Annotated in this window: 18 protein-coding genes and 1 pseudogene; 10 read left to right on the top strand and 9 right to left on the bottom strand. The window is 53.1% G+C overall.

Going from position 1 to position 21,783, the window contains the following annotated elements:
• Nucleotides 1–26: 26 nt before the first annotated feature.
• Together gltA and gltX are read right to left on the bottom strand one after the other, a co-directional pair.
• Nucleotides 27–1,319, bottom strand: a complete 1,293-nt coding sequence (gene gltA / locus ABKW30_RS18090; RefSeq protein WP_348600297.1) for a citrate synthase — start codon at nucleotides 1,317–1,319, stop codon at nucleotides 27–29.
• 311 nt (nucleotides 1,320–1,630) lie between these two features.
• The gene (gene gltX / locus ABKW30_RS18085) at nucleotides 1,631–3,058 is read right to left on the bottom strand and encodes a glutamate--tRNA ligase (RefSeq protein WP_348600296.1); all 1,428 of its coding nucleotides are present in this window, start codon (nucleotides 3,056–3,058) and stop codon (nucleotides 1,631–1,633) included.
• 60 nt (nucleotides 3,059–3,118) lie between these two features.
• Here gltX and ABKW30_RS18080 point away from each other — a divergent pair.
• Nucleotides 3,119–4,915 (top strand): annotated as a pseudogene (locus ABKW30_RS18080) (ComEC/Rec2 family competence protein); the annotation flags it as partial.
• Between the two features lie 727 nt (nucleotides 4,916–5,642).
• Here the strand turns inward: ABKW30_RS18080 and lexA are convergent.
• Both lexA and ABKW30_RS18070 read right to left on the bottom strand, forming a co-directional pair.
• Entirely contained in the window at nucleotides 5,643–6,359 is a 717-nt protein-coding gene (gene lexA / locus ABKW30_RS18075; protein ID WP_348600295.1) for a transcriptional repressor LexA, read from the bottom strand.
• A gap of 161 nt (nucleotides 6,360–6,520) precedes the next feature.
• On the bottom strand, nucleotides 6,521–7,543 hold the full coding sequence (locus ABKW30_RS18070; RefSeq protein WP_348600294.1) for a substrate-binding domain-containing protein: 1,023 nt from the start codon (nucleotides 7,541–7,543) through the stop codon (nucleotides 6,521–6,523).
• A gap of 281 nt (nucleotides 7,544–7,824) precedes the next feature.
• On the opposite strand from ABKW30_RS18070, the gene ABKW30_RS18065 reads away from it, so the two are divergent.
• The 6 genes from ABKW30_RS18065 (at nucleotide 7,825) to ABKW30_RS18040 (ending at nucleotide 13,967) form a co-directional block, all read left to right on the top strand.
• A complete protein-coding gene (locus ABKW30_RS18065; RefSeq protein ID WP_348600293.1) occupies nucleotides 7,825–9,087 on the top strand; it encodes an ABC transporter substrate-binding protein in 1,263 nt (420 codons plus the stop codon).
• 111 nt (nucleotides 9,088–9,198) lie between these two features.
• Nucleotides 9,199–10,146 (top strand): sugar ABC transporter permease, encoded by a 948-nt coding sequence (locus tag ABKW30_RS18060; protein WP_348600292.1) that lies wholly within the window; start codon nucleotides 9,199–9,201, stop codon nucleotides 10,144–10,146.
• Nucleotides 10,146–10,973: a carbohydrate ABC transporter permease gene (locus ABKW30_RS18055; RefSeq protein ID WP_348600291.1), complete on the top strand. Its 828-nt coding sequence runs from the start codon at nucleotides 10,146–10,148 to the stop codon at nucleotides 10,971–10,973. Before ABKW30_RS18060 ends, ABKW30_RS18055 begins: the two co-directional genes overlap by 1 nt.
• Nucleotides 10,974–11,000: 27 nt before the next feature.
• The gene (locus tag ABKW30_RS18050; protein WP_348600290.1) at nucleotides 11,001–12,008 is read left to right on the top strand and encodes an ABC transporter ATP-binding protein; all 1,008 of its coding nucleotides are present in this window, start codon (nucleotides 11,001–11,003) and stop codon (nucleotides 12,006–12,008) included.
• Nucleotides 12,009–12,039: 31 nt separating this feature from the next.
• Nucleotides 12,040–12,822 carry a ThuA domain-containing protein gene (locus ABKW30_RS18045; RefSeq protein ID WP_348600289.1) on the top strand — a complete coding sequence of 261 codons (783 nt, stop codon included), beginning with the start codon at nucleotides 12,040–12,042 and terminating at the stop codon, nucleotides 12,820–12,822.
• Between the two features lie 86 nt (nucleotides 12,823–12,908).
• Nucleotides 12,909–13,967: a Gfo/Idh/MocA family oxidoreductase gene (locus tag ABKW30_RS18040; RefSeq protein ID WP_348600288.1), complete on the top strand. Its 1,059-nt coding sequence runs from the start codon at nucleotides 12,909–12,911 to the stop codon at nucleotides 13,965–13,967.
• Here the strand turns inward: ABKW30_RS18040 and glp are convergent.
• From glp to ABKW30_RS18015, 5 genes are read right to left on the bottom strand one after another with little or no spacing between them, the layout of a single operon-like run.
• Nucleotides 13,959–15,167 carry a gephyrin-like molybdotransferase Glp gene (gene glp / locus ABKW30_RS18035; RefSeq protein WP_348600287.1) on the bottom strand — a complete coding sequence of 403 codons (1,209 nt, stop codon included), beginning with the start codon at nucleotides 15,165–15,167 and terminating at the stop codon, nucleotides 13,959–13,961. The genes ABKW30_RS18040 and glp overlap by 9 nt on opposite strands.
• On the bottom strand, nucleotides 15,168–15,665 hold the full coding sequence (moaC, locus tag ABKW30_RS18030) for a cyclic pyranopterin monophosphate synthase MoaC (protein WP_348600286.1): 498 nt from the start codon (nucleotides 15,663–15,665) through the stop codon (nucleotides 15,168–15,170).
• On the bottom strand, nucleotides 15,662–16,477 hold the full coding sequence (trpC, locus tag ABKW30_RS18025; RefSeq protein WP_348600285.1) for an indole-3-glycerol phosphate synthase TrpC: 816 nt from the start codon (nucleotides 16,475–16,477) through the stop codon (nucleotides 15,662–15,664). Before trpC ends, moaC begins: the two co-directional genes overlap by 4 nt.
• A gap of 2 nt (nucleotides 16,478–16,479) precedes the next feature.
• Nucleotides 16,480–17,499 (bottom strand): anthranilate phosphoribosyltransferase, encoded by a 1,020-nt coding sequence (gene trpD / locus ABKW30_RS18020; protein ID WP_348600284.1) that lies wholly within the window; start codon nucleotides 17,497–17,499, stop codon nucleotides 16,480–16,482.
• 13 nt (nucleotides 17,500–17,512) lie between these two features.
• On the bottom strand, nucleotides 17,513–19,402 hold the full coding sequence (locus ABKW30_RS18015) for a SurA N-terminal domain-containing protein (protein ID WP_348600283.1): 1,890 nt from the start codon (nucleotides 19,400–19,402) through the stop codon (nucleotides 17,513–17,515).
• A 163-nt stretch (nucleotides 19,403–19,565) separates the two neighbouring features.
• Here ABKW30_RS18015 and tpiA point away from each other — a divergent pair, with 163 nt between their 5' ends.
• From tpiA to ABKW30_RS18000, 3 genes are all read left to right on the top strand, one after another.
• Nucleotides 19,566–20,330, top strand: coding sequence for a triose-phosphate isomerase (gene tpiA, locus ABKW30_RS18010; RefSeq protein ID WP_348600282.1), 765 nt, complete (start codon nucleotides 19,566–19,568; stop codon nucleotides 20,328–20,330).
• Between the two features lie 87 nt (nucleotides 20,331–20,417).
• On the top strand, nucleotides 20,418–20,861 hold the full coding sequence (gene secG / locus ABKW30_RS18005; protein WP_348600281.1) for a preprotein translocase subunit SecG: 444 nt from the start codon (nucleotides 20,418–20,420) through the stop codon (nucleotides 20,859–20,861).
• Between the two features lie 206 nt (nucleotides 20,862–21,067).
• Nucleotides 21,068–21,715: a L,D-transpeptidase gene (locus tag ABKW30_RS18000; RefSeq protein WP_348600280.1), complete on the top strand. Its 648-nt coding sequence runs from the start codon at nucleotides 21,068–21,070 to the stop codon at nucleotides 21,713–21,715.
• Nucleotides 21,716–21,783 lie beyond the last annotated feature (68 nt).

The raw sequence follows: 21,783 nt of genomic DNA, 5'->3' as shown, positions 1-21,783 counted from the left end.
CGCCTTTTTTATTTCTGATGTTCCGATTATTTGCGGTTTTCGACGTTTATATAATCGCGCTGTGTGGCGCCGGTGTAGAGTTGGCGCGGGCGGCCAATCTTCTGCAGCGGATCTTCGATCATTTCTTTCCACTGGGCGATCCAGCCGACAGTACGGGCCACGGCGAACAGTACGGTAAACATCGTGGTGGGGAAGCCAAGCGCCTTCAACGTGATTCCGGAATAGAAATCGACGTTTGGATAAAGCTTCTTTTCGATGAAATATTCATCGGTTAGAGCAATACGCTCAAGTTCCATCGCAACGTCCAGCAACGGATCGTCCTTGATGCCCAGTTCGGCGAGGACTTCACGGGTTGTCTGCTGCATGATCTTGGCGCGTGGATCGTAATTTTTGTAAACGCGGTGGCCAAAGCCCATCAGACGGAATGGGTCATTTTTGTCTTTAGCGCGGGCAATAAACTCTGGAATGCGATCAACAGTACCGATCTCGCCAAGCATATTGAGTGCGGCTTCGTTGGCACCTCCATGGGCAGGGCCCCAGAGACAGGCAATACCAGCAGCAATACAAGCAAATGGGTTTGCACCGGACGAACCTGCAAGGCGTACTGTGGATGTCGACGCGTTTTGCTCGTGATCAGCGTGGAGAATGAAAATGCGATCCATTGCACGTGCCAGAACAGGATTTGGAACATAATCCTCGCAGGGCACAGCAAAGCACATGTGCAGGAAGTTGGTCGCGAAATCGAGATTGTTCTTCGGATAAACGAATGGCTGACCGATATGATACTTATAGGCCATAGCGGCCAGCGTTGGGATCTTGGCGATCATTCGGATCGAAGCGACCATGCGCTGATGCGGATCGGAAATATCCGTTGAGTCATGGTAGAAGGCAGACAGAGCGCCGACACAGCCGACCATTACTGCCATTGGATGCGCATCGCGGCGGAAGCCGCTGAAGAAGCGTGACATCTGCTCATGCACCATAGTGTGGCGCGTTACGCGGAAGTCGAAATCCGCTTTCTGGCTCTTTGTCGGCAGTTCGCCGTAGAGCAGCAGGTAACAGGCTTCCAGAAAATCGCCGTGTTCGGCAAGTTGTTCGATGGGATAACCGCGGTGGAGCAGAACGCCCTCGTCGCCATCAATATAGGTAATTTGCGACTCGCAAGAGGCTGTTGATGTAAAACCGGGGTCGTATGTGAACGCGCCGGTATTCTTATAGAGAGTCCCAATGTCTACGACATCCGGTCCGATGGTCCCCTTTTTTATGGGTAAAGCGAATTCGTGACCATTGAGATCGATGTTTACGCTGTTCTCAGACATTGCCGTTCCTTTCTTGCTGACTTGCGCTGAACCCAGCGCAAAAGCACCTTTCCTCGAATGAGGTTATATTCGTGATTTTTACGGGCAGTGCACCGTACCCGAAAGGCACAATGTTGCAATGCAAAAATGCAATCAAACTTATCTGCTGGTGGAGTGAATTTGACATTTGTGACCCCATCCGGTCGCAGGCTCGATTTCAAATGTCAAATTCGAAAACTCCACCAGAAATATAAGGCTGCTAGTGGTCTTCCCGATTCCAGCATTCACTATGTGCGTGATCGAAATGGGATGTGAATGCTGGAATCAGACCACTAGTGCCCTTTTAATTGATCTTCGATGCGTCCAAGCGATTCTTCTTTGCCCAGTACCGCAAGCACATCGAAGACGCCAGGAGATGTTGCTCTGCCCGTCAATGCAGCTCGCAAAGGTTGAGCAATCTTTCCAAGTTTCAGGCCAGTTTTCTCGGCATGAACACGAACGGCTGCATCGAGAGCTTCAGCAGTCCAATCGGCGACACTAGCCAAGTCCGGAAAAACGCCTTGTAGGACAACCAATCCTTCTTCATTGAGTAGGCTCGCGGCTTTTTCATCAAGAGGCAGAGGCCGTTCGGCAAACAGGTATTTGGCGCTATCGGCAAGTTCCACGAGGGTTTTGGCGCGTTCTTTCAAACCCGGCATAGCAGCGAGTAGCTGTGCCTTGGTGTTGTCGTTGAGACGCGCCAATATTTCAGAACCACCTTCGATCTCGGGAAGTACGTCAATCAGGGCTTTGACCAGATCGGCATCTTCAGAAATTCGCATATAGTGGCCGTTGATTGCTTCCAGTTTCTGAAAGTCGAAACGTGATGCGCCGCGATTAATATCGGATATTTCGAACCACTGGATCATCTGCTCGTCGGACATGATCTCGTCATCGCCGTGGCTCCAGCCAAGACGAACAAGATAGTTGCGCAGGGCAGCTGGCAGATATCCCATCGCACGATAGGCCTCAACACCGAGCGCACCATGACGCTTGGACAGTTTTGCACCGTCAGCACCATGGATAAGCGGAATATGGCCCATGACAGGCACATCCCAGCCCATGGCATTGTAGATAACAGTCTGGCGTGCGGCATTGGTCAGGTGATCGTCGCCGCGAATAATGTGCGTTACGCCCATATCGTGATCGTCAACGACGACAGCGTGCATGTAGGTTGGATTGCCGTCGGAACGCAGGATGATGAAATCATCGAGATCCTTGTTTGGAAAACGCACATCGCCCTGTACCTGATCACGCACAAGGGTTTCGCCCTCCTGCGGAGCTTTGATGCGAATGACGGGCTTTACGCCAGCAGGAGCTTCCTTTGGATCGCGGTCGCGCCAGCGGCCATCGTAACGAGGCGGGCGACCTTCGGCACGGGCCTTTTCACGCATTTCTTCCAATTCGGCCTGTGATGCATAGCAATAATAGGCCTTGCCTTTGGTAACCAGTTCTTCCGCCACTTCGCGATGACGAGGTGCACGTTCAAATTGCGAGACAACATCGCCGTCCCAATCGAGGCCAATCCATTTCAACCCGTCGAGTATGGCGGTTACGGCCGCTTCTGAAGAGCGCTCGCGATCGGTATCCTCAATGCGCAGCAACATCTTCCCGCCAGTATGCTTTGCGTAAAGCCAGTTGAACAGGGCTGTACGGGCACCGCCAATATGCAGAAAGCCGGTGGGTGAGGGAGCGAAACGGGTAACGACAGAAGATGACATAGGGTCTCCAGGGCAGTTCGGTCTATTAGTCGAACGTCCAATCGAATTGATTTGGCGTTGATGTACCATAGCGGTGCTGTCGTGCAAGGGCATTGGCAGAAATGGGGATCAATGATCGAGCCGTCAACAGACGCGAAAACGAGTGAAACACGCTTCTGGTCTCAGTCAGAGGGCGCCCAAGAGCTGTTTGCTGTTGATGTCTATAATAGCGGGGTTGTTGAACGCAAATGGGCGGGTGTCCGCAGCTATCTTGTTGTTGCCAGGCAAATTGCCGAGGCTTGCGCCGCGAATATTGTTCGGGCCGTACCAAATGCCATCAGTAATGAGGCAACGCGCGGTACAACATTCCTGTTCTTGCCAGTGTTCGCAGGGATAGGTTCGATTGTTTATTTCAACGCAGGAACGGAGCCGCAGCTTAGCGCAATCCTGTTTGAAGTGACTGCGCTTGTAGCGGGCTATATGTTGGCAGACGCAAGACCAGCCCTAAAGCTGATCCTATTGTTCGCAGTTGCATTCGTTATCGGCATGCTGTGCGCCAAGTTGGAAACATTTCGGGCCGCGACGCCAATGCTGGGCTCTGAAGTGACAACCCGTATGACAGGGCGCGTTTCAGCAATAACAAGGGATGCAAGGGGTGGCTGGCGAGTTACCATGGATGTGCTTGCTACCGAGCGTCCGTCTCTGCGCTTTGGCCCCGATCGGGTCACCGTTTCGGCACGCAAAATGCCGCGAGACATCCGTGTGGGAGATGGATTGCACGGGCTCGTCCATCTGCGTCCGCAATCAGGCCCTGTGCGCCCGGGCAATTATGATTTTGCCTTTTACAACTATTATCGCGGGATAGGAGCCAATGGCTTTTTGCTTGGTTCTCCGGAAAAAATCCATGTTCCGCCAAAACAGGGACTGCTGGCAGCCGCACTGTTGACTGTGAGCAATATTCGCCAGCAACTGACCCAGCGCATTCTGCATAATATCAAGGGGGAACCGGGCGATATTGCAACGTCGCTCGTGACCGGGCAGCGTGACGGAATAAGCGATGATACGAACAACGCCATGCGTTTAAGTGGTTTGTCTCACATATTGTCGATCTCCGGTTTTCACATGGCTTTGGTCGCAGCAATTATCATAGGCGGGCTGCGAGCAGTATTCGCCCTGTTTCCAAATGCATCGGTCCGTTATCCGGTTAAGAAATTCGCTGCCGTCATCGCTTTGCTGGGCTCCGCATTCTATCTCCTGCTTTCGGGCGCCGATGTTGCGGCACAACGAAGTTTTGTGATGCTTGCCGTTATGCTGCTGGCGGTAACAGTTGACCGGTCGGCGATCTCCATGCGCAATCTTGCTATTGCGGCATGTATCACTTTGGCCATTTCACCGCATGAAATTTTAGGTCCCGGATTTCAGATGTCATACTCAGCGACGGCAGCGCTTATCGCCTTTTACGGCTGGTGGTCTCGGTATCAATTAAAGCGAAGTCGTCGGGGGAAGGGGACGGGATACGGGATGTGGTCAATTCCGTCGCGAGCGTTGAACTATGTTGGTGGTATCGCCATGACTTCGCTCGTCGCAGGAACAGCCAGCGCAATTTTTGCAGCTTATCATTTCAACAATACAGCTCCCTTCGGACTGATTGGAAACGCACTGGCATTGCCGGTTGTCTCAATACTGGTGATGCCGTTTGCCGTACTTGGCCTGCTCGCCATGCCTTTCGATCTCGATTGGCTGCCGTTCGCTGTCATGGGGCAGGGTATTGAATTGGTCATCATCATCGCAAAAGCTGTGGCATCCCACTCGCCCAGCGGAAACCTTGGCTTGATGCCCCCGTTGACGCTTATTCTTTTGGCCACAGCGCTTCTGCTGCTGGTGTTTCTTTCAACGTGGCTGCGGTTGTGTGCTTTACCGCTTCTTGTATTGGCGTTTATTGTCATGGGGAATTCGAACGAGCCGAGCATAATGATTTCAGAAGACGGCAAACTCGTTGCTCTAAGGACCAGCGAAGGAAACCTCGCCATCAACAGGGCAGTGGGAAGCGCATTTCATCTGAAAAACTGGCAGCAAGGATATGGTGCAGATGAACTCATTAAGCCTGTAGGAGCTGGGCTTGCTGTCAACGACACGCAATTCGAATGCTTTGAGCGGGTTTGCACCGCACGGGAGCCGGGAGGACTGGTTCTTGCATATACGGACGATCCTGAAAAAATGACCGATGCATGCATGTCAGGTGATATTGTTATTCTTGCCTATGCAGCCGAAGCCCCTACGTGCCGGGATGCTGGCGTATTGACGATTTCAAAACGCGATCTGGCAATTAAAGGGGCGATGGAAATAAGCTTCGACAATTCGCAATCCAAAAATAATTCAGAATCGAAAAACCCGGCGGATGCACTTTCACACCGCCTGCAAACTGCCCAGATGACATATGCTGTTGGGCAATCTAATCGACCCTGGAATACCTATCGCAATTATTCACGTGCTGCGCGAAATCTTCCTGACAAGCGCTCAAAGGAGAACTCTGGCAGCTTTCGTAACAACGCCCTGCAGGAGCGTATTCTTTCAGCGAGCCCATTCCTGCTCCTGATGCCGCAACTCAATAGCGACGTATCAGGCCGACCAATTTGCCCTGCACCTGAACCCGGTCTGGTCCAAAAATTCGTGTTTCATAGGCTGGATTCGCTGCTTCAAGTGCAATTGATGCACCCTTGCGCCGGAACCGCTTCAAGGTTGCTTCCTCATCGTCAACAAGAGCAACGACGATTTCACCGGGGCTGGCTGTATCGCCGCGTTTTATGACAACGGTGTCGCCATCAAAAATTCCGGCCTCGATCATGGAGTCACCCTTGACCTCAAGTGCATAGTGCTCGCCGCTGCCAATCATATCTGGCGGAAGGTTCAGCATATGAGTCTGGTTCTGGATTGCAGCGATAGGCACACCGGCAGCAATCCGGCCCATAACCGGAATACTGATCATGTTTGCAGCAACGATGTCTGCTGAGCTTGCTTGAGGGCGAGGCGGCGCAATATTGCGGCCGAGGCTGCCTTCTATGACACTTGGGGAGAACTTACGCTGGGCATTCAGTCCCGGCGCTATCGAATCCGGAAGGCGGAGCACTTCCAGGGCCCGGGCCCTATTTGCAAGGCGCCGAATAAAGCCTCGTTCCTCCAGCGCTGTGATAAGGCGGTGGATGCCCGATTTGGATGCGAGATCCAAGGCATCCTTCATCTCATCAAATGAGGGAGGGATACCCGTTTCCTTCAACCGTTCATGAATGAAAAGCAGAAGTTCATGTTGTTTGCGCGTGAGCATGGGGCGATCCTTCAGCGTGGAATCGGAAAAACAAAACCAGAACAAACACTATATGTTCCAGTTGTGTTCCACAAGGATTAATATCTGGTATAAACCAGCCACTTATAGCACACGACGGTAAAAATTAGACGAAACGTTGTGAAAAAGGCGAGAAGCGCCGATTAGCTGCTTACAGGAGGCCCGCTTGACTGGCGGACAATAAGGTCCACCGGCCAAAGTTCGTGAATGTCATCAACTGGCTCTCCATCAAGCACGCGCACGAGCATTTCAGCAATCCGGGTGGCCGCAGCCCGCATCGACGACCGCGTCGTGGTCATCGATGGCACCATGTTGCTGGCGTTGAGATAGGGGAAAACGTCATCATGCGTGATGAGCGACACCTGTTTGCCGAGTTGATAGCCATTATTGCGTACGGCACGAGCGACGCCCAGAGCAGTCATCATTGATCCCGCAATAATAGCCGTCGGCTGTGGTGTGCATGCAAGCAGGCGCTGCGTTTCGCGGAAGCCGATTTCATCGGAGAAACGGTCATGCACGATGAACCGCGAATCTATTTCAATACCGCGTTCGCCAAGTGCTTGCCGATAACCAAGCTCGCGATGTTCGGAGAATGTGAACCCCCTCAAGCCATCGATCATGGCGATATGGCGGTGCCCGAGATCAAGCAAATGGCTCGCCGCCTGATAAAACGCGCCCTGATTATCGATGTCGAGCCACGCGTGCGGTTTGCCGACATTGGTGCGTCCATGCAGAACAAAAGGAAACTTTGCGTCGATCAGCATCGAAACGCGCTCATCCACGAGAGACGGGTGAGAGACAATGATGGCATCGACGCGCTTGCTGGAAATCAGGCGCTTGTAGACCGAGATTTCATCATTGTCGACGAGAGGACTGATGAGGAAGTCTATTTCGTCATGCGCAAGGCGTTCTGCCAAGCCGGCAAGAAACTCGGCTGTGTGCGGTCCGAAACGCTGGCTTGATTCAGCGGGAACGATAATGCCGATGGCGCCAACGCGGCCCATGGCGAGCCGCCGGGCATTTGCATTTGCACTATAGCCGAACTTTAACGCCGCCTTGTTGACCCGCTCGCGCGTCGCTTCATTGACTTCAGGATAGCCGTTCAATGCCCGGCTAACTGTCGTCTGCGAAAGGCTGAGTTTATCAGCAAGTTCTTTAAGCTTCATGCCGGATGTCCAAACTACGTTCCGATCTGTGCGGTCCATCATCTAACTCAGCTTACTATAACCATACTTCAAAGCGCTTTAAATGATCAGAACAATTTTATTTGTACGATTACAGGCGTTCATAAACTATTTATTGACAATCGATTTGCGTTTTGACACCTTCCATCCAAAGCGCTTTGGATTGGTTAATTTCATCACTGATGCGCTTGAGGAGGGGTTTATCGATTGGGGTTACCTGCCGTCCGGCACTGGCGATCCATCAAACATTTTTGGGAGGGTTTATGAAAAAGAGTTCAATTCTTGCAGGTGCCCTGCTTGCAGCGCTTCTGTCTTCCGGTGCCTACGCGGCAAATCTTTCTATAGTTTACAGCTCGACCGGTAATGAGACTGCTGAGCTACGCAAGCAGCTTGACCGGTTTGAGAAAGAGACTGGAAATAAAGTTTCGATTGTTGCCATGCCATCCAGCAGCTCGGACAATTTCGGCCAGTACCGCCTTTGGCTGGCCGCCGGAAACACCGACATTGATGTCTACAAGACCGACGTGGTTTGGGCGCCGCAGCTATCGGAACAGTTCCTCGACTTGACTGAAGCGGCGAAAGACGTCGTCGATCAGCATTTCCCTTCAATTATTGAAAGTCAAACCGTTGACGGAAAGCTCGTAGCTTTACCGTTATATACGGACGCACCCGCGCTTTACTATCGCAAGGATCTTCTTGAGAAATACAAGAAACCGGTCCCGAAAACCTGGGATGAAATGGCTGCGACCGCCAAGGAAATACAGGATGCCGAGCGTCAAGCCGGTAACAAGGGAATATATGGATTTGTATTTCAGGGAAACGCTTATGAGGGCCTGACCTGTAACGCTCTGGAGTGGGTCAAATCATCCGGTGGTGGCCAGATCGTCGAGGCAGACGGTACAATTTCGATCAATAATCCTGATGCAATTGCGGCTATCGATCGCGCGAAAGGCTGGATCGATACAATTTCGCCGAAAGGTGCGTTGGCTTATCAGGAAGAAGAGTCGCGTGGTGTCTGGCAAACGGGCAATTCCGTGTTCATGAGAAACTGGCCCTATGCTTATTCTCTAAGCCAGGGTGCAGACAGCGCCATCAAAGGTAAATTCGACGTTGCGCCGCTTCCGGTGGGCAAAGAGGGCGAGAAATCTGCTGCAACGCTGGGTGGCTGGAATCTGGCTGTTTCAAAGTATTCGAAGTCGCCGGAAGAGGCTGTGAAGCTTGCGCTGTTTCTGACTGCCGTTGAGCAGCAAAAGGAAATGGCGATCAATATTTCCCATCTGCCGACCATAAAATCTCTCTATGACGATAAGGACATTGCTTCAGCACAGCCATTGATCCCGTTATGGAAACCCGTTTTCGAAACGGCTGTTCCAAGGCCATCTGCCCCAACAAAAGTCAAGTATAACGAGGTGTCTTCCATGTTCTGGAGTGCCGTTCACGACACATTGTCCGGCAATGGTACGGCAGCTGAAAATGTCGAGATACTTGAGGCCAAAATCGCAGAGCTTCAGGGAGGTAGCTGGTAGGTCTCTGCCAGCTTAAGGGCACGGTGCAAGTATTTGGAAGCCTCCTGACAATTACTTGCACCGATTGCCTGAGTTCACATCCCGTTGTTTCTCCTGGGCAGGAATTCAAACATGACCTCAACAGTTTTGCGATCAGAGCTACTGCGTCAGCGCTCGCGCTCGGCCCAACTATTTCTCATCCCGATGATCATCGCTCTGGCAATTGTTGCCGGATGGCCATTGATCCGCACAATTTATTTCTCTTTCACCGATGCTTCACTGACAAATATGAGTGCCGCCAAATGGGTTGGCCTCAAAAATTACATTTCATGGGTCCAGCTCAAAAGCGGCAGGACGATCTATTCCGGGCTTCTGGTTGATCCCGCGTGGTGGAATGCCGTCTGGAATACAGTGCGCTTTGCCGTGCTTTCCGTAGCACTGGAAGCATTTTTCGGAATGATCATTGCGCTTGTCCTGAATGCGGAATTCAAGGGCAGGGGCATTGTTCGTGCCGCCATTCTTATCCCTTGGGCGATTCCCACTATTGTTTCGGCCCGCATGTGGGGCTGGATGCTCAACGATCAGTTCGGCATTTTGAACGATTTGTTCATGCGGCTTGGCTTTATCGACAACCCAATTGCGTGGACCGCCAGTTCGGATACGGCGATGATCGCGGTCCTGATTGTCGATGTCTGGAAGACAACGCCCTTTATGGCCCTGCTGATTCTTGCAGGCCTGCAAATGGTGCCAAGTGATGTTTACGAGGCTGCCAAGATCGACGGTGTACATCCGGTAAAGCAGTTTTTCCGTATTACGCTGCCACTTGTCAGGCCGGCATTGATGGTTGCGATTATCTTCCGCCTGCTTGATGCCATGCGAATTTTTGATCTGATTTATGTTCTGACGCCAAACAGTGCGCAGACAAAAACCATGTCGGTGCTGGCGCGTGAAAACCTCATCGAGTTCGACAAATTTGCCTATGGTTCAGCGCAATCCACGCTGCTGTTTGTCGTAATCGCTTTCATGACCATTCTGGCTATCTGGATTGGTCGCGTTCGGCTGGATGGGGGAGACCGCTGATGCCTGTAGCTATCAAGAATACAGCATTCTATGCACTGGTCGTTCTTATCGTGTTGTTCGCGGTATTCCCGTTCTATTACGCGATCATCACGAGCTTCAAAACGGGCAGTGCCCTCTTTACAATCGAGTATTGGCCCACTTCATTTTCGTTGGCTAATTACATCAGTGTTATCGAAACGGGAAGCTTTCCCCGCAATCTTTTCAATTCGCTTGTCGTATCCGGTCTTGTGGTTGCCTTGTCGCTGCTCATGGCGGTTACAGCTGCTTTTGCTCTGGCACGGGTGCGGTTTCGCGGGCGTTCGCTTTTGCTCCTGACGATCCTTTCAGTCTCGATGTTTCCACAGATTGCAGTGCTTGCAGGGCTGTTTGAGGTGATCCGTTTCCTGGGGCTCTACAACACGCTGTGGGGACTGATCTTCTCCTACACGATCTTCACCCTGCCATTTACCGTCTGGGTGCTGACGACATTCATGCGGGACCTGCCGATCGAAATCGAGGAAGCAGCGATCGTTGATGGTGCAACGCCGTGGGTCATCATCACCAAAGTATTCCTGCCATTGATGTGGCCGGCATTGGTAACGACAGGCCTTCTGGCATTCATTGCCGCATGGAACGAGTTTTTGTTCGCGCTGACATTCACCTCGTCCACGGAAACGCGCACGGTTCCCGTCATCATTGCACTTTTATCCGGCAACAGCGCTCACGAAATACCATGGGGTCTGATCATGGCGGCGTCCGTCATCGTGACGGTTCCACTGGTTGTTCTCGTGCTTATTTTTCAACGCAAGATCATTTCCGGTCTTACCGCCGGTGGCGTCAAAGGCTAGAGCCGCGCGCTCAGGGGAGTTTCAAAAATGACAGTTATTCGCTTGAACAATGTCCGCAAATCCTTCGGTACTTACGATGTCATCAAAGGCGTGGATCTCGAAATCAATCCGTGCGAGTTCATGGTTTTCGTCGGGCCATCGGGTTGCGGAAAATCCACTTTGCTTCGTCTCATTGCAGGGCTCGAGGATATAACTTCCGGAACGCTGGCCTTTGACGACAAGGTGGTCAACAGCCTCACGCCATCGCAGCGCGGCATCGCCATGGTGTTTCAGTCCTATGCGCTTTATCCGCATATGACCGTCTACGATAATATGGCTTTCGGGCTGAAGCTGGCTAAGGGCGGTGCTGAAGAGATCAAGCGCCGGGTGAACGAGGCCGCTGAAATGCTGCAGATCACCGGCTATCTCGACAGGCTGCCCAAACAGCTTTCAGGCGGACAGCGGCAACGCGTTGCCATCGGCCGCGCTATTGTGCGTGACCCGAAAGTATTTCTCTTCGATGAGCCGCTTTCCAACCTCGATGCCGCATTGCGGGTGCAAACGCGTCTTGAAATCGCCAAGCTCCACGCGAAAATGCATGAAACCACCATGATCTACGTAACGCACGATCAGGTGGAAGCCATGACACTCGCGGATCGCATCTGCGTGCTGCGTGACGGCAATGTCGAGCAGGTCGGTACGCCGATGGAACTCTACGAGAAACCGCAATCCACTTTCGTTGCCGGATTTATAGGATCTCCAAAGATGAACTTCCTGACGGAAAAATTTGCCGATGCCTATAGGGCACACACGCTTGGCGTGCGTCCGGAACACCTCGAAATCCGGGAAAAGACCGGAACCTGGAACGGGAAGCTGATCCTTTCCGAGAATCTCGGCTCTGAAAGCTATCTCTATATCGATATTGGCGCAAAAGACCCGCTCGTTGTTCGTCAGGACGGGTCAGCGCGCCAGCAGCCGGGTGACCTTCTGCATGTTTCGCCCATTAACGACAATGTCCACCGCTTCGACCAATCGGGCCAGCCGGCCCAAGCATGAAACAGCACAAAGCATAAGTAAGGAAATGACCATGCCTATTCGTACGCTCGTCTGGGGTGAAAACGTTCACGAGCACATCAACAAGACCGTTGCCGAAATTTATCCCGAAGGCATGCACAGCCAGATTGCCAAGCTGATTGGCAAGGACAGCAATATCACGGTCAAAACCACGACGCTTCAAGAGCCGGAACACGGGTTGACTGACAAGGCACTGGAAGAAACAGACGTTCTTGTCTGGTGGGGCCACCGGGCCCATGGCGATGTTGCTGACGAGATCGTTGAGCGCGTGGCCAAGCGCGTTTGGGAAGGTATGGGGCTGATTGTTCTCCATTCCGGGCATTTCTCGAAGATTTTCAAGCGTCTGATGGGATCGCCCTGCGCTTTGAACTGGCGTGAGGCCGGCGAGCGTGAACGGCTATGGGTGGTCAATCCCGGGCATCCTATTGCCAAGGGATTGCCTGCTTATTTCGAGCTTGAGAATGAGGAAATGTACGGCGAGCCGTTTTCTGTTCCCGAACCTCTGGAAACTGTTTTCGTATCGTGGTTCCAAGGTGGTGAAGTGTTCCGGTCCGGCCTGACTTATCGCAAGGGGGCAGGCAATGTCTTTTATTTCCGCCCCGGCCATGAGACATACCCGACATATCATGACGAGACGGTAGGGCTGGTGCTGCGCAATGCGGTAAACTGGGCCTATAACTCCAGCCGCTTCCCGCACATTACAGAAGCTCCCAACGTGCCTGTCGAAAAAGCTCTGGAGCCTATCGAACAACGCGGTGGAAGTTTACACGAAGCTGGTGAAGAAGGGTTCCGTTGACCCGTCGCTCAACGCAGTACTGATCTATAATAATGATATCGCGACGTCGTACTCAGCGAGTGCGGCGCGTTCAAAGGACCGCAAGAATGCGCTTATTGATCCTCGGAACCGGCAGCATGGCCAATGCCCATGCAAAGAACTTCTCTGAAATCGAGGGGGTGACGCTGGCAGGTGCTGTTGACGTCAACATAAACAGTGTCGAGGCATTTCGGGAAAAGTACGGTATTGAGCGTGCTTTTACTTCACTCGATGATGCGCTTGCATGGGGTGATTTCGATTCTGTTGCCAATATCACCCCGGACAGCATTCACTATGCAACCACCATGCAATGCCTGAGGGCAGGCAAACATGTTTTCTGCGAGAAGCCGCTTGCGGTTAATCATCATGACGCAATGGAAATGGCCGATACGGCCGAAACTGCGCATCTGGTTGGCATGGTCAACCTGACCTATCGCAATGTCGCGCAATTGCAGGCCGCGCGCAAACTGGTCACCGGCGGCCAGATAGGCAAAGTCAGGCACATCGAAGCATCATACCTGCAAAGCTGGCTTGTCGCGAAAATGTGGGGCGAGTGGCGGACTGAAAGCCGATGGCTCTGGCGCTTGTCGAAGAAACACGGCTCCAACGGTACGCTTGGTGATGTTGGCGTGCATATACTGGATTTTGTGGTGTACGCCACTGACACTGAAATCGACGAGATTTTTTGTCGCCTGAAAGCATTTGACAAGGCAGATGGCAACAGGATCGGCGAGTATGACCTTGATGCCAATGACAGCTTCACCATGACGGTCAGCTTTACCAATGGCGCATTGGGGGTTGTTCATTCAAGCCGTTGGGCCACAGGGCATGTGAATGAGTTGCGCCTGCGGGTTTATGGCGACAAGGGCTCGCTTGAGATTCAGCATCGCCATGACGGGTCAAAACTCATGGTCTGTCTGGGCGATGATGTTGAAACAGCGACCTGGAAAGAACTCGAAGTCGATCCGGTGTCTACAAACTATCAGCGTTTTGTCGAAGCAGTTGCGCAGGGACGGACGCTTGAACCCTCATTCCGGCACGCTGCCAAGCTGCAAAAAGCTATTGATCTCGCGACTATTACTGAAAGTGATCGCAAAGAACATCAGCTCGAAGCGAACCTAGCGTAGCATCATCACCTTGCACATTGTCCCCGCTTTCATAGCGGGGGCATGAGGCTCGCGAATGATAAGACATTCGGCATCGCTAAGAAATTTCAGCATTGACGAATCCTGCAGCGGGAAGGGTGTTGCGGTAAGCGTACCGTCAGCATTTCTCAAGAGCGTTGCGCGAACGTAGTCTTGGCGCAGGTCATTGGTATTCATATCGCGGCCAAGCATTGCCGCTCGCAAATCCGGGTGATGCGGGAGCCCCAACATCGCCCGGATCAATGGCACCAAAAAGATATGGCCGCATATCAAACTGGATACGGGATTGCCGGGAAGGCCCAGAATGTTCATATCGTTCAACCGTCCGAACATAAGTGGTTTGCCCGGGCGTAACGCAATCTTCCAAAAATCAAGCTGCATCCCTTTGGCAGCCAAAGCAGGCTGGACCAAATCATGATCGCCGACCGACGCGCCACCAAGTGTGACCAGAATATCGGCTTTGGCGCTTACGGCGCGGTCGACGGCCTCGCTCAAAGCCTCCAGCCGGTCTTCAACGATCCCTAAATCAATCGGCAAACCGCCTGCCTGCCGTACAATCTCTGCCAGACCAAAACTGTTGGACGCAATAATCTGGTCAGGGCGAAGTTCTTCACCGGGATTTACAAGTTCATCGCCGGTGGCAAGTATCGCCACCCGGGGCTGCCGGTAGACCGGGACTTCCGGATAATTGGCTGCTGCTGCCAGCGCGAGCGCTGAAGGATCAAGCACCCGCCCAATTTGCAACAGCAGATCGCCTTCCTCGAAATCCAGCCCGGCCTTGCGAATATTTTTGCCGAGATCGATCTTTTCAGTGATTTCAATTTCAGTGCCGCGGGCAATCGTATTTTCCTGAATAACGACGCTATCGGCACCGGAAGGCACCGGAGCGCCGGTGAAAATGCGTACTGCTTCGCCAGCATTCAAAGAGCCGGAGAAGGCGTGACCTGCAGCAGACTGGCCGATCAGTTTCAGGATTGCAGGCAGCTGAGCAACATCAGCCGCGCGAACGGCATAGCCATCCATCGCAGAAGCTGCAAACGGTGGCTGTTGCCGCTTCGCACAGAGGTCTGTAGCGAGGACGCGGCCGCCAGCGTCGCTCAGTGCAACCGTTTCCGGTTCCGCTTCAACAGCCGCACCAATAATACGGGACAAAGCCTCGTCAACGGGAAGGAGACCGGCCATTTAGCCCTCACTGGAGGGGTTAGCTGACCAATCACCGGATTTCCCGCCGGTTTTTTGCAAGAGCCGAATGTTTTGGATGGTCATGGCTTTATCCACCGCCTTTGCCATATCGTAGATCGTCAGGCAGGCAACGGAAACAGCGGTCAGCGCTTCCATTTCCACCCCTGTTTTGCCGGTCAGCTTGACAGTTGCGATCACACGGAGCCCGGGCAATGTCTCGTCTGCTTCAATATCGATTGATATCTTGCTTAAAAGCAGTGGATGGCAAAGCGGAATGAGTTCATGTGTTTTCTTTGCAGCCATTATACCAGCGATACGGGCGGTGCCGATAACATCGCCCTTTGCTGCGTCACCAGCGCGTATGACCGCCAACGTCTCGGGGAGCATTGCGACAAAGCCTTCCGCTGTCGCGATGCGAACAGTTTCTCCCTTGTCGCCAACATCCACCATATTGGCAGCACCTGTCGCATCGAGATGGGACAGTTTAGCCGATGTCATGCCGCATCCGTTTGGGATGCATTGCCAAACAACAGCGATTTTGTTGCTGCTGTTACATCGCTCTGCCGCATGAGGCTTTCGCCGACAAGGAATGACCCGATATTCGATTTGGCCAGTCGCTGGCAATCATCATGGGTGAACACGCCGCTTTCGCTGACAAGGAATTTCGATTCCGGCACCATCGCCGCCAATCGTTCTGACACTGCCAGATCGACCTCGAAAGTACGCAGATTGCGGTTGTTAATGCCGAGAAGTGGGGATGTCAGCCTCAAGGCGCGTTCCATCTCGGCTTCATCATGCACTTCGACAAGAACATCCATGCTGAGTGAGAAGGCTGTGTCTTCAAGCGCCGTGGCCAGATCGTCGCTGACGCTTGCCATGATGATCAGGATGCAATCAGCTCCCCAGCTGCGGGCTTCGTAAACCTGATAAGTGTCGAAGAGGAAGTCCTTGCGCAGGGCAGGAAGGCTCACCGCGTCGCGGGCTGCTTTCAGGAATTCAGGCGCACCCTGAAATGATGGGCCATCGGTCAACACTGAGAGACATGCGGCACCGCCAAGTTCATAGGCCTTGGCGAGAGCGGGCGGGTTAAAATCTGCGCGGATCAGGCCCTTTGACGGGCTGGCTTTCTTGATTTCGGCGATAAGCGCGAACTCATTCTTTGCCCGTTTTGCCTGCAACGCAGCCAGAAAACCACGCGGCTTACCCTGATCGTCAAGACTGGCCTTCAGATCGTTGAGTGAGACCGTGGCTTTGGCAGCAGCGATTTCCTCGCGCTTGTACGCCTCGATCTTGCGAAGAATATCTACCATGGTCAGGCCATCCCGCTGTTTGAAACTTGGACCAGCTTCTTTAGCACATTTCGCGCAGCGCCGCTGTCAATGGAATGAGCTGCCATGTCGATGCCAGTTTTCAGATCGCTTGCCACGCCGGCTATTACAAGACCTGCACCGGCGTTGAACAGGGTGATGTCCCGATAAGCACCGTGAGCCCCATCGAGCACTGAAAGGAGCGAGACTGCATTTTCGTCAGCCGTACCTCCTTTGAGATCCTTCGGATTGACACGTGCGAGGCCAAAGCTTTCCGGCTCGATCTCGAATGTACGGATTTCGCCGTTTTCAAGCGCAGCCACTTTCGTCACACCGGCAGTCGTTATTTCATCCAGACCATCGCCATGAACGACCCAGACGGACTCAGAACCCAGGTTTTTCAATACTTGAGCGATTGGCTCTACCCATTCCGGAGCAAAAACGCCGACAAGCTGACGTTTTACTCCTGCGGGATTGGTCAGAGGACCGAGAAGGTTGAAAATCGTGCGGGTGCCAAGTTCAACGCGTGCCGGTCCTACGTGTTTCATCGCCGGATGATGCATCGGTGCAAACATGAAACCGATGCCCGCCTGTTCGATGCAGGTAGCTATCAGCTCAGGTCCGATTTCAATATTGATACCGAGAGCAGCCAGCGTATCCGCAGCGCCTGAACGGGAAGACAAAGCGCGGTTGCCGTGTTTGGCAACCGGGACACCGGCTCCTGCGGCTACAAAAGCGGCGCAGGTTGAGACATTGTAAGAACCCGACTGGTCGCCGCCAGTGCCAACAATATCAATCGCGTTGACCGAAGCTGAAACTTTGAGCATCTTCGAGCGCATTGCCGCAACTGCGCCGGTGATCTCATCGATATTCTCGCCGCGAACACGCAATGCCATCAAGAGCGCACCGATTTGAGCAGGTGTGGCCTGTCCCGACATCATTATGTCGAAGGCTTCAACTGCCTCGTCTTGCGAAAGAGCTTTGCCCGAAGCGGCAATACCAATGAAACGCTTTAGCTCAGCCATTATTCACTCATTTTTACCGGGCAAGCGCCTGATTGATGACTGTCTGATTGACGGTCACCGGATAGACGGTCTGCAACTGTACTACCAACTGGTCGAGAAGATCATCAGCGAGACGCGAGCCAAATGCATCTTTTTCCGCCGTAGTCAGCGAATCGGGGCCGACATTGGCTGGCTCGATCGACTCGGTAACCTTGAAAATTAGCTTCGAACCGTCGCTGGCTGATTCAGTCATTCCAACAATCCCCTCCGGACCGTCGAAAACCGAATCGACGCCGCCCTGACCGAGATCGCCATCCTTGCTTTCACGCGTAATGCCTCGCTTGGTCTCCTTGGTGAACTTGAACTCTGCTGCGATAGCATCGAGAGAGGCTCCATCGGCAACGCGCTTACGGACTTCCTCTGCCTTTGCATTGAGTTGCTTCTCAAGCTCAGCGGTCTTCCAGTTCTCGATGACTTTGGATTTTACTTCATCCAACGGTCGTTCGCGGGCCGGAGTTACGGCGTCAACATCATACCAAAGATAAGCATTGGTGCCGAGGCTGAACGGCTCGTTGTCAAACCCGACATCGGCCTGGAAGATCGCTGCCATCTGATTTTCATCGAAGGGCAGGTTGGCGACATCTTTTTCGTCAGGTCCACGACCATTCTGGTCGACTGCATCTATAGTGACAACTTTCAGATTTTGTTCCGCTGCGGCTTCAGCCATGGTTTTGCCGTCAGCTCGGCCATTTTCGTAGGCATCGTGAACGTCTGTCACGGCATTTGCTGCCTGTGCGAGCGCTATGTTCTCGCGGATTTCATTTTCCACCTCGGGTAGCTGCTTGACTAGTTCAGGCGTCACGGCAGTCACGCGAACGATGACTGGACCGAAAGCGCCTTTCAGAACATCACTGACGCCATTTGCCTGAAGCGCAGAAACCGGTTCGGCGATCGACTGATCGGGCAGGGCCGTTTTCGGGAACGTCCCAAGATGGACATCCTGCATGGTCTTGCCTTCAGCCTTGACCAGGTCGTCAAAGCTTGTGCCGGACTTCAGTTTTTCCAGACCGGCTTTTGCTGCGGCTTCATCAGCAAAGGATAGTTGCTCAATCGTCCGTGTTTCCGGTGTGGAATAGCGATCAATATTCTTGTCGTACTCAGCCTTGATCTCTTCAGGTGTTACGGTTGCCGCGTTTGCGATATCCGAAGCTTCAAGCTTGACGTAGCTGATCTTGCGATATTGTGGCGCGCCATAAGCTTCCTTGTTGGCTTCATAATAGGTTTTAAGATCGGCATCGCTTGGGTCAGCAACGCTTGCAACAAAATTCTTCGGCATGGCCACGTATTCAATGGTGCGAGATTCGCCTTTGAAGATGGCGATTGCCTTGATCAGCGTTTCAGGGGCTTTAATGCCGTCGGCGACTGCTTCAACGATCTGTTGGCGGCGAGCAACCTGCGCACGATTGTCGAGATAATTTTGCGGGGTCATGCCGGCATTGCGCAGAACTGCGTCGAACTGTGCAGTGCTGAACCGGCCGTTTGCGCCCTGAAATGCCGGGTCTTCGGCTGCAAGCTGCGCGAGCCGGTCCTTGGAAAGGCCAAGCGACATTGTGCGGGCCTGCTCATCCAGAACGACACCTGCAACCAGCTGACCCTGTACCTGATTGTTTATACCGATTGCATCAGCCTGTTCACGGGTCAGTCGCTGGCCAAAACGCTGCGACAGCGATGCAAGCTGGCGATCATAGGCCAAACGATAATCCACGGGAGAAACTTCCGAATGCCCGGCCTTGATGGCAGCGCTGCCGTTGATAGCGCCAAGAACGGTACTCGAAACTCCCCAGCCTACAAAGCTGAGACCGAGAAGACCGAGAAGCAACTTGGCCACCCAGGTCCGGGCAACGTCGCGAAGAGAGTCGAGCATATTAAAGTCACCGTATTAGAAGAAACGCAGTTGAATCCTAGCGGGAATAGCGTGATGCAAAGCTTGTGTCGATTGCTTTATCAAGTGAATTTGCTAGTCAGGCAATTAAAGACTTCAGAAAATCGCCTAAACCATGGCTTTCATGACCTTTAAGGAAGAGAAGATGACCCCCGATATTCGCCCTCTCGTCGCCGGTAACTGGAAAATGAATGGTGTGGGAGACCAGCTTGATGAACTCCGTGTCATCGTGAATCGGCCAAATTCAGCCATCGGTGAAAAGATCGACGCTTTGATCTGCGTGCCTGCTACCCTTGTATTCAGGGCTGTACAGTCCGTGGAAGGAGAGCGTCTCAGCATTGGCGGACAGGATTGCCATGCCAAGCAGTCGGGCGCGCATACGGGTGATATAGCCGCCAATATGCTTAAAGACGCTGGCGCTTCGCACGTCATCGTCGGTCATTCTGAACGCCGCACCGATCACGGCGAAACTGACGTAATTGTGAACGCAAAAGCGCGCGCGGGCTGGGAGGCAGGCCTTTCTGTCATTATCTGCATCGGAGAAACCGAACTGCAGCGTAAAGCAGGCTCGACGCTCGAAATCATCGCAACGCAACTTGCCGGGTCAATTCCTGAGGGTGCCACCGCCGGCAATACTATTATAGCCTACGAGCCGGTCTGGGCGATCGGCACCGGGCTAACGCCAACTGCTGAAGACGTTCGCGAAGTTCATGCTTCTGTCCGTGCTGCATTGAGTGAGCGCTTCGGTAATGAAGGCAACAAAATGCGCATTCTCTATGGGGGGTCGGTTAAACCATCCAACGCCGTTGAGCTTCTCGGTATAGACAATGTTGATGGGGCACTTGTTGGTGGCGCCAGCTTGAAAGCACCTGACTTCCTCGCCATCTGTGAAGCATATCATTCGCTTTAGTCTGAAAACTGTTGTCTGACGGGCTTGGTTTATCAACCGATACGGTGTAAAGAGCCGCGTCCGACACTTGAGAAGCAGAAAATACCCATGCAAACCGTCGTTATCGTGATTCATCTTCTGATTGTACTTGCCCTTGTTGGGGTCGTGCTCGTACAGCGCTCCGAAGGCGGCGGTCTGGGTATCGGCGGCGGGTCAGGTTTGATGACGGCTCGGGGTGCTGCAAACGTGCTGACGCGCGCAACAGCTATTCTGGCAACAGGGTTCTTCATTACGTCTTTGGCGCTTGGCATCATGTCGCGCTACAGCGAAACACCCACTGACATTCTCAACCGTATTCCGACAACGACTGGCAGCCAGCCTGCCGGGCAGCAGCCGCCTACGAGCGGTGGCATTCTAAACCAGTTGGGCGGCGAATCATCGACCACACCGCCAGCAACCCCAACCGCGCCAGCGCCCGAATCGACTACGCCGGCTCCAACGGCCCCTGTCACGCCTGCGCAGCCTGCAAATCCGGTACCGAATTCGCAGTAAAGTTATCTGGTTACATAATTACGCGGAACCACGGCAATGTGTTGCGGTTCCGCAACGTCCTGAATGCATCGATAGCTCATCCCGAATGATCACAGCGATTTGCATTGAGAAGAATCCCGTCTTCAGTTATCGCAATATCAAGTTGGCCTAGGGGGCCCGGCAAGCGTCGATTAGGACGTTTTGCAATCTATGCGGGAATATAGATCATGTTGTCACGTCGCTCATTGCTCGTTGGGATGTCTGTTCTGGTCATGGCCGGTCCAGCCGCTGCTGAGCCTATCCTCAAAAAACTTGCCAAGCCATTCACCGGCGAACGTGATGCGGCAAAGCCCGTAGAGGTTGCCGAGGCGCGGGGGCCAGCTCGTCCAAAGAAGACGAAGTACGGTTTTGATCCTAAATATCTGCCGCAGGAAGTAGAATTTTCCGGATATAAGCCAGGCACGATTGTTATCGATCCCCGGGCACGATTCCTCTACCTTGTTGAAAGCCCTTACTCTGCTCGCCGTTACGGAATTGCCGTTGGCAAGGAAGGGCTTGAGTTCAAAGGCACCGCTGTTATCCAGACAAAGCGTGAATGGCCACGCTGGATACCGACCAAGGACATGATCAAGCGCGAACCTGCTCACTATGCCAAGTACGAAAACGGCATGGATGGCGGTCCGGGCAATCCCCTCGGCGCGCGGGCTCTTTATCTGTCGCAGGGCAACAAGGACACGCATATTCGCATCCACGGAACCATCATCCCTTCGAGCATCGGTAGCTCGGCGTCCAATGGTTGTTTCCGCATGGTCAATGATCATGTGATTGACCTCTATGATCGCGTCAAAATCGGCACGGAAGTTATTGTTCTGTAATAACTAAACTATCCATGAATTGAACGGCCAGACTTCACGTCTGGCCGTTTTGTTTGAAATGTAGAAAA

Source organism: Phyllobacterium sp. SB3 (assembly GCF_040009165.1).
GTDB lineage: Bacteria > Pseudomonadota > Alphaproteobacteria > Rhizobiales > Rhizobiaceae > Phyllobacterium.
Note: the sequence above shows the minus strand (reverse complement) of the source record. Positions and strands in the feature narration are given on the sequence as shown.

What these genes read in the sequence shown, in the direction of transcription:
- ABKW30_RS18015 (WP_348600283.1), bottom strand. Translation starts at nt 19,402, where the DNA reads ATGCTCGACTCTCTTCGCGACGTTGCCCGGACCTGGGTGGCCAAGTTG.
- ABKW30_RS18000 (WP_348600280.1), top strand. Translation starts at nt 21,068, where the DNA reads ATGTTGTCACGTCGCTCATTGCTCGTTGGGATGTCTGTTCTGGTCATG.
- ABKW30_RS18055 (WP_348600291.1), top strand. Translation starts at nt 10,146, where the DNA reads ATGCCTGTAGCTATCAAGAATACAGCATTCTATGCACTGGTCGTTCTT.
- glp (WP_348600287.1), bottom strand. Translation starts at nt 15,167, where the DNA reads ATGGCCGGTCTCCTTCCCGTTGACGAGGCTTTGTCCCGTATTATTGGT.
- tpiA (WP_348600282.1), top strand. Translation starts at nt 19,566, where the DNA reads ATGACCCCCGATATTCGCCCTCTCGTCGCCGGTAACTGGAAAATGAAT.
- ABKW30_RS18040 (WP_348600288.1), top strand. Translation starts at nt 12,909, where the DNA reads ATGCGCTTATTGATCCTCGGAACCGGCAGCATGGCCAATGCCCATGCA.
- ABKW30_RS18060 (WP_348600292.1), top strand. Translation starts at nt 9,199, where the DNA reads ATGACCTCAACAGTTTTGCGATCAGAGCTACTGCGTCAGCGCTCGCGC.
- lexA (WP_348600295.1), bottom strand. Translation starts at nt 6,359, where the DNA reads ATGCTCACGCGCAAACAACATGAACTTCTGCTTTTCATTCATGAACGG.
- trpC (WP_348600285.1), bottom strand. Translation starts at nt 16,477, where the DNA reads ATGGTAGATATTCTTCGCAAGATCGAGGCGTACAAGCGCGAGGAAATC.
- moaC (WP_348600286.1), bottom strand. Translation starts at nt 15,665, where the DNA reads ATGACATCGGCTAAACTGTCCCATCTCGATGCGACAGGTGCTGCCAAT.
- secG (WP_348600281.1), top strand. Translation starts at nt 20,418, where the DNA reads ATGCAAACCGTCGTTATCGTGATTCATCTTCTGATTGTACTTGCCCTT.
- ABKW30_RS18070 (WP_348600294.1), bottom strand. Translation starts at nt 7,543, where the DNA reads ATGAAGCTTAAAGAACTTGCTGATAAACTCAGCCTTTCGCAGACGACA.
- gltA (WP_348600297.1), bottom strand. Translation starts at nt 1,319, where the DNA reads ATGTCTGAGAACAGCGTAAACATCGATCTCAATGGTCACGAATTCGCT.
- gltX (WP_348600296.1), bottom strand. Translation starts at nt 3,058, where the DNA reads ATGTCATCTTCTGTCGTTACCCGTTTCGCTCCCTCACCCACCGGCTTT.
- ABKW30_RS18050 (WP_348600290.1), top strand. Translation starts at nt 11,001, where the DNA reads ATGACAGTTATTCGCTTGAACAATGTCCGCAAATCCTTCGGTACTTAC.
- ABKW30_RS18065 (WP_348600293.1), top strand. Translation starts at nt 7,825, where the DNA reads ATGAAAAAGAGTTCAATTCTTGCAGGTGCCCTGCTTGCAGCGCTTCTG.
- trpD (WP_348600284.1), bottom strand. Translation starts at nt 17,499, where the DNA reads ATGGCTGAGCTAAAGCGTTTCATTGGTATTGCCGCTTCGGGCAAAGCT.
- ABKW30_RS18045 (WP_348600289.1), top strand. Translation starts at nt 12,040, where the DNA reads ATGCCTATTCGTACGCTCGTCTGGGGTGAAAACGTTCACGAGCACATC.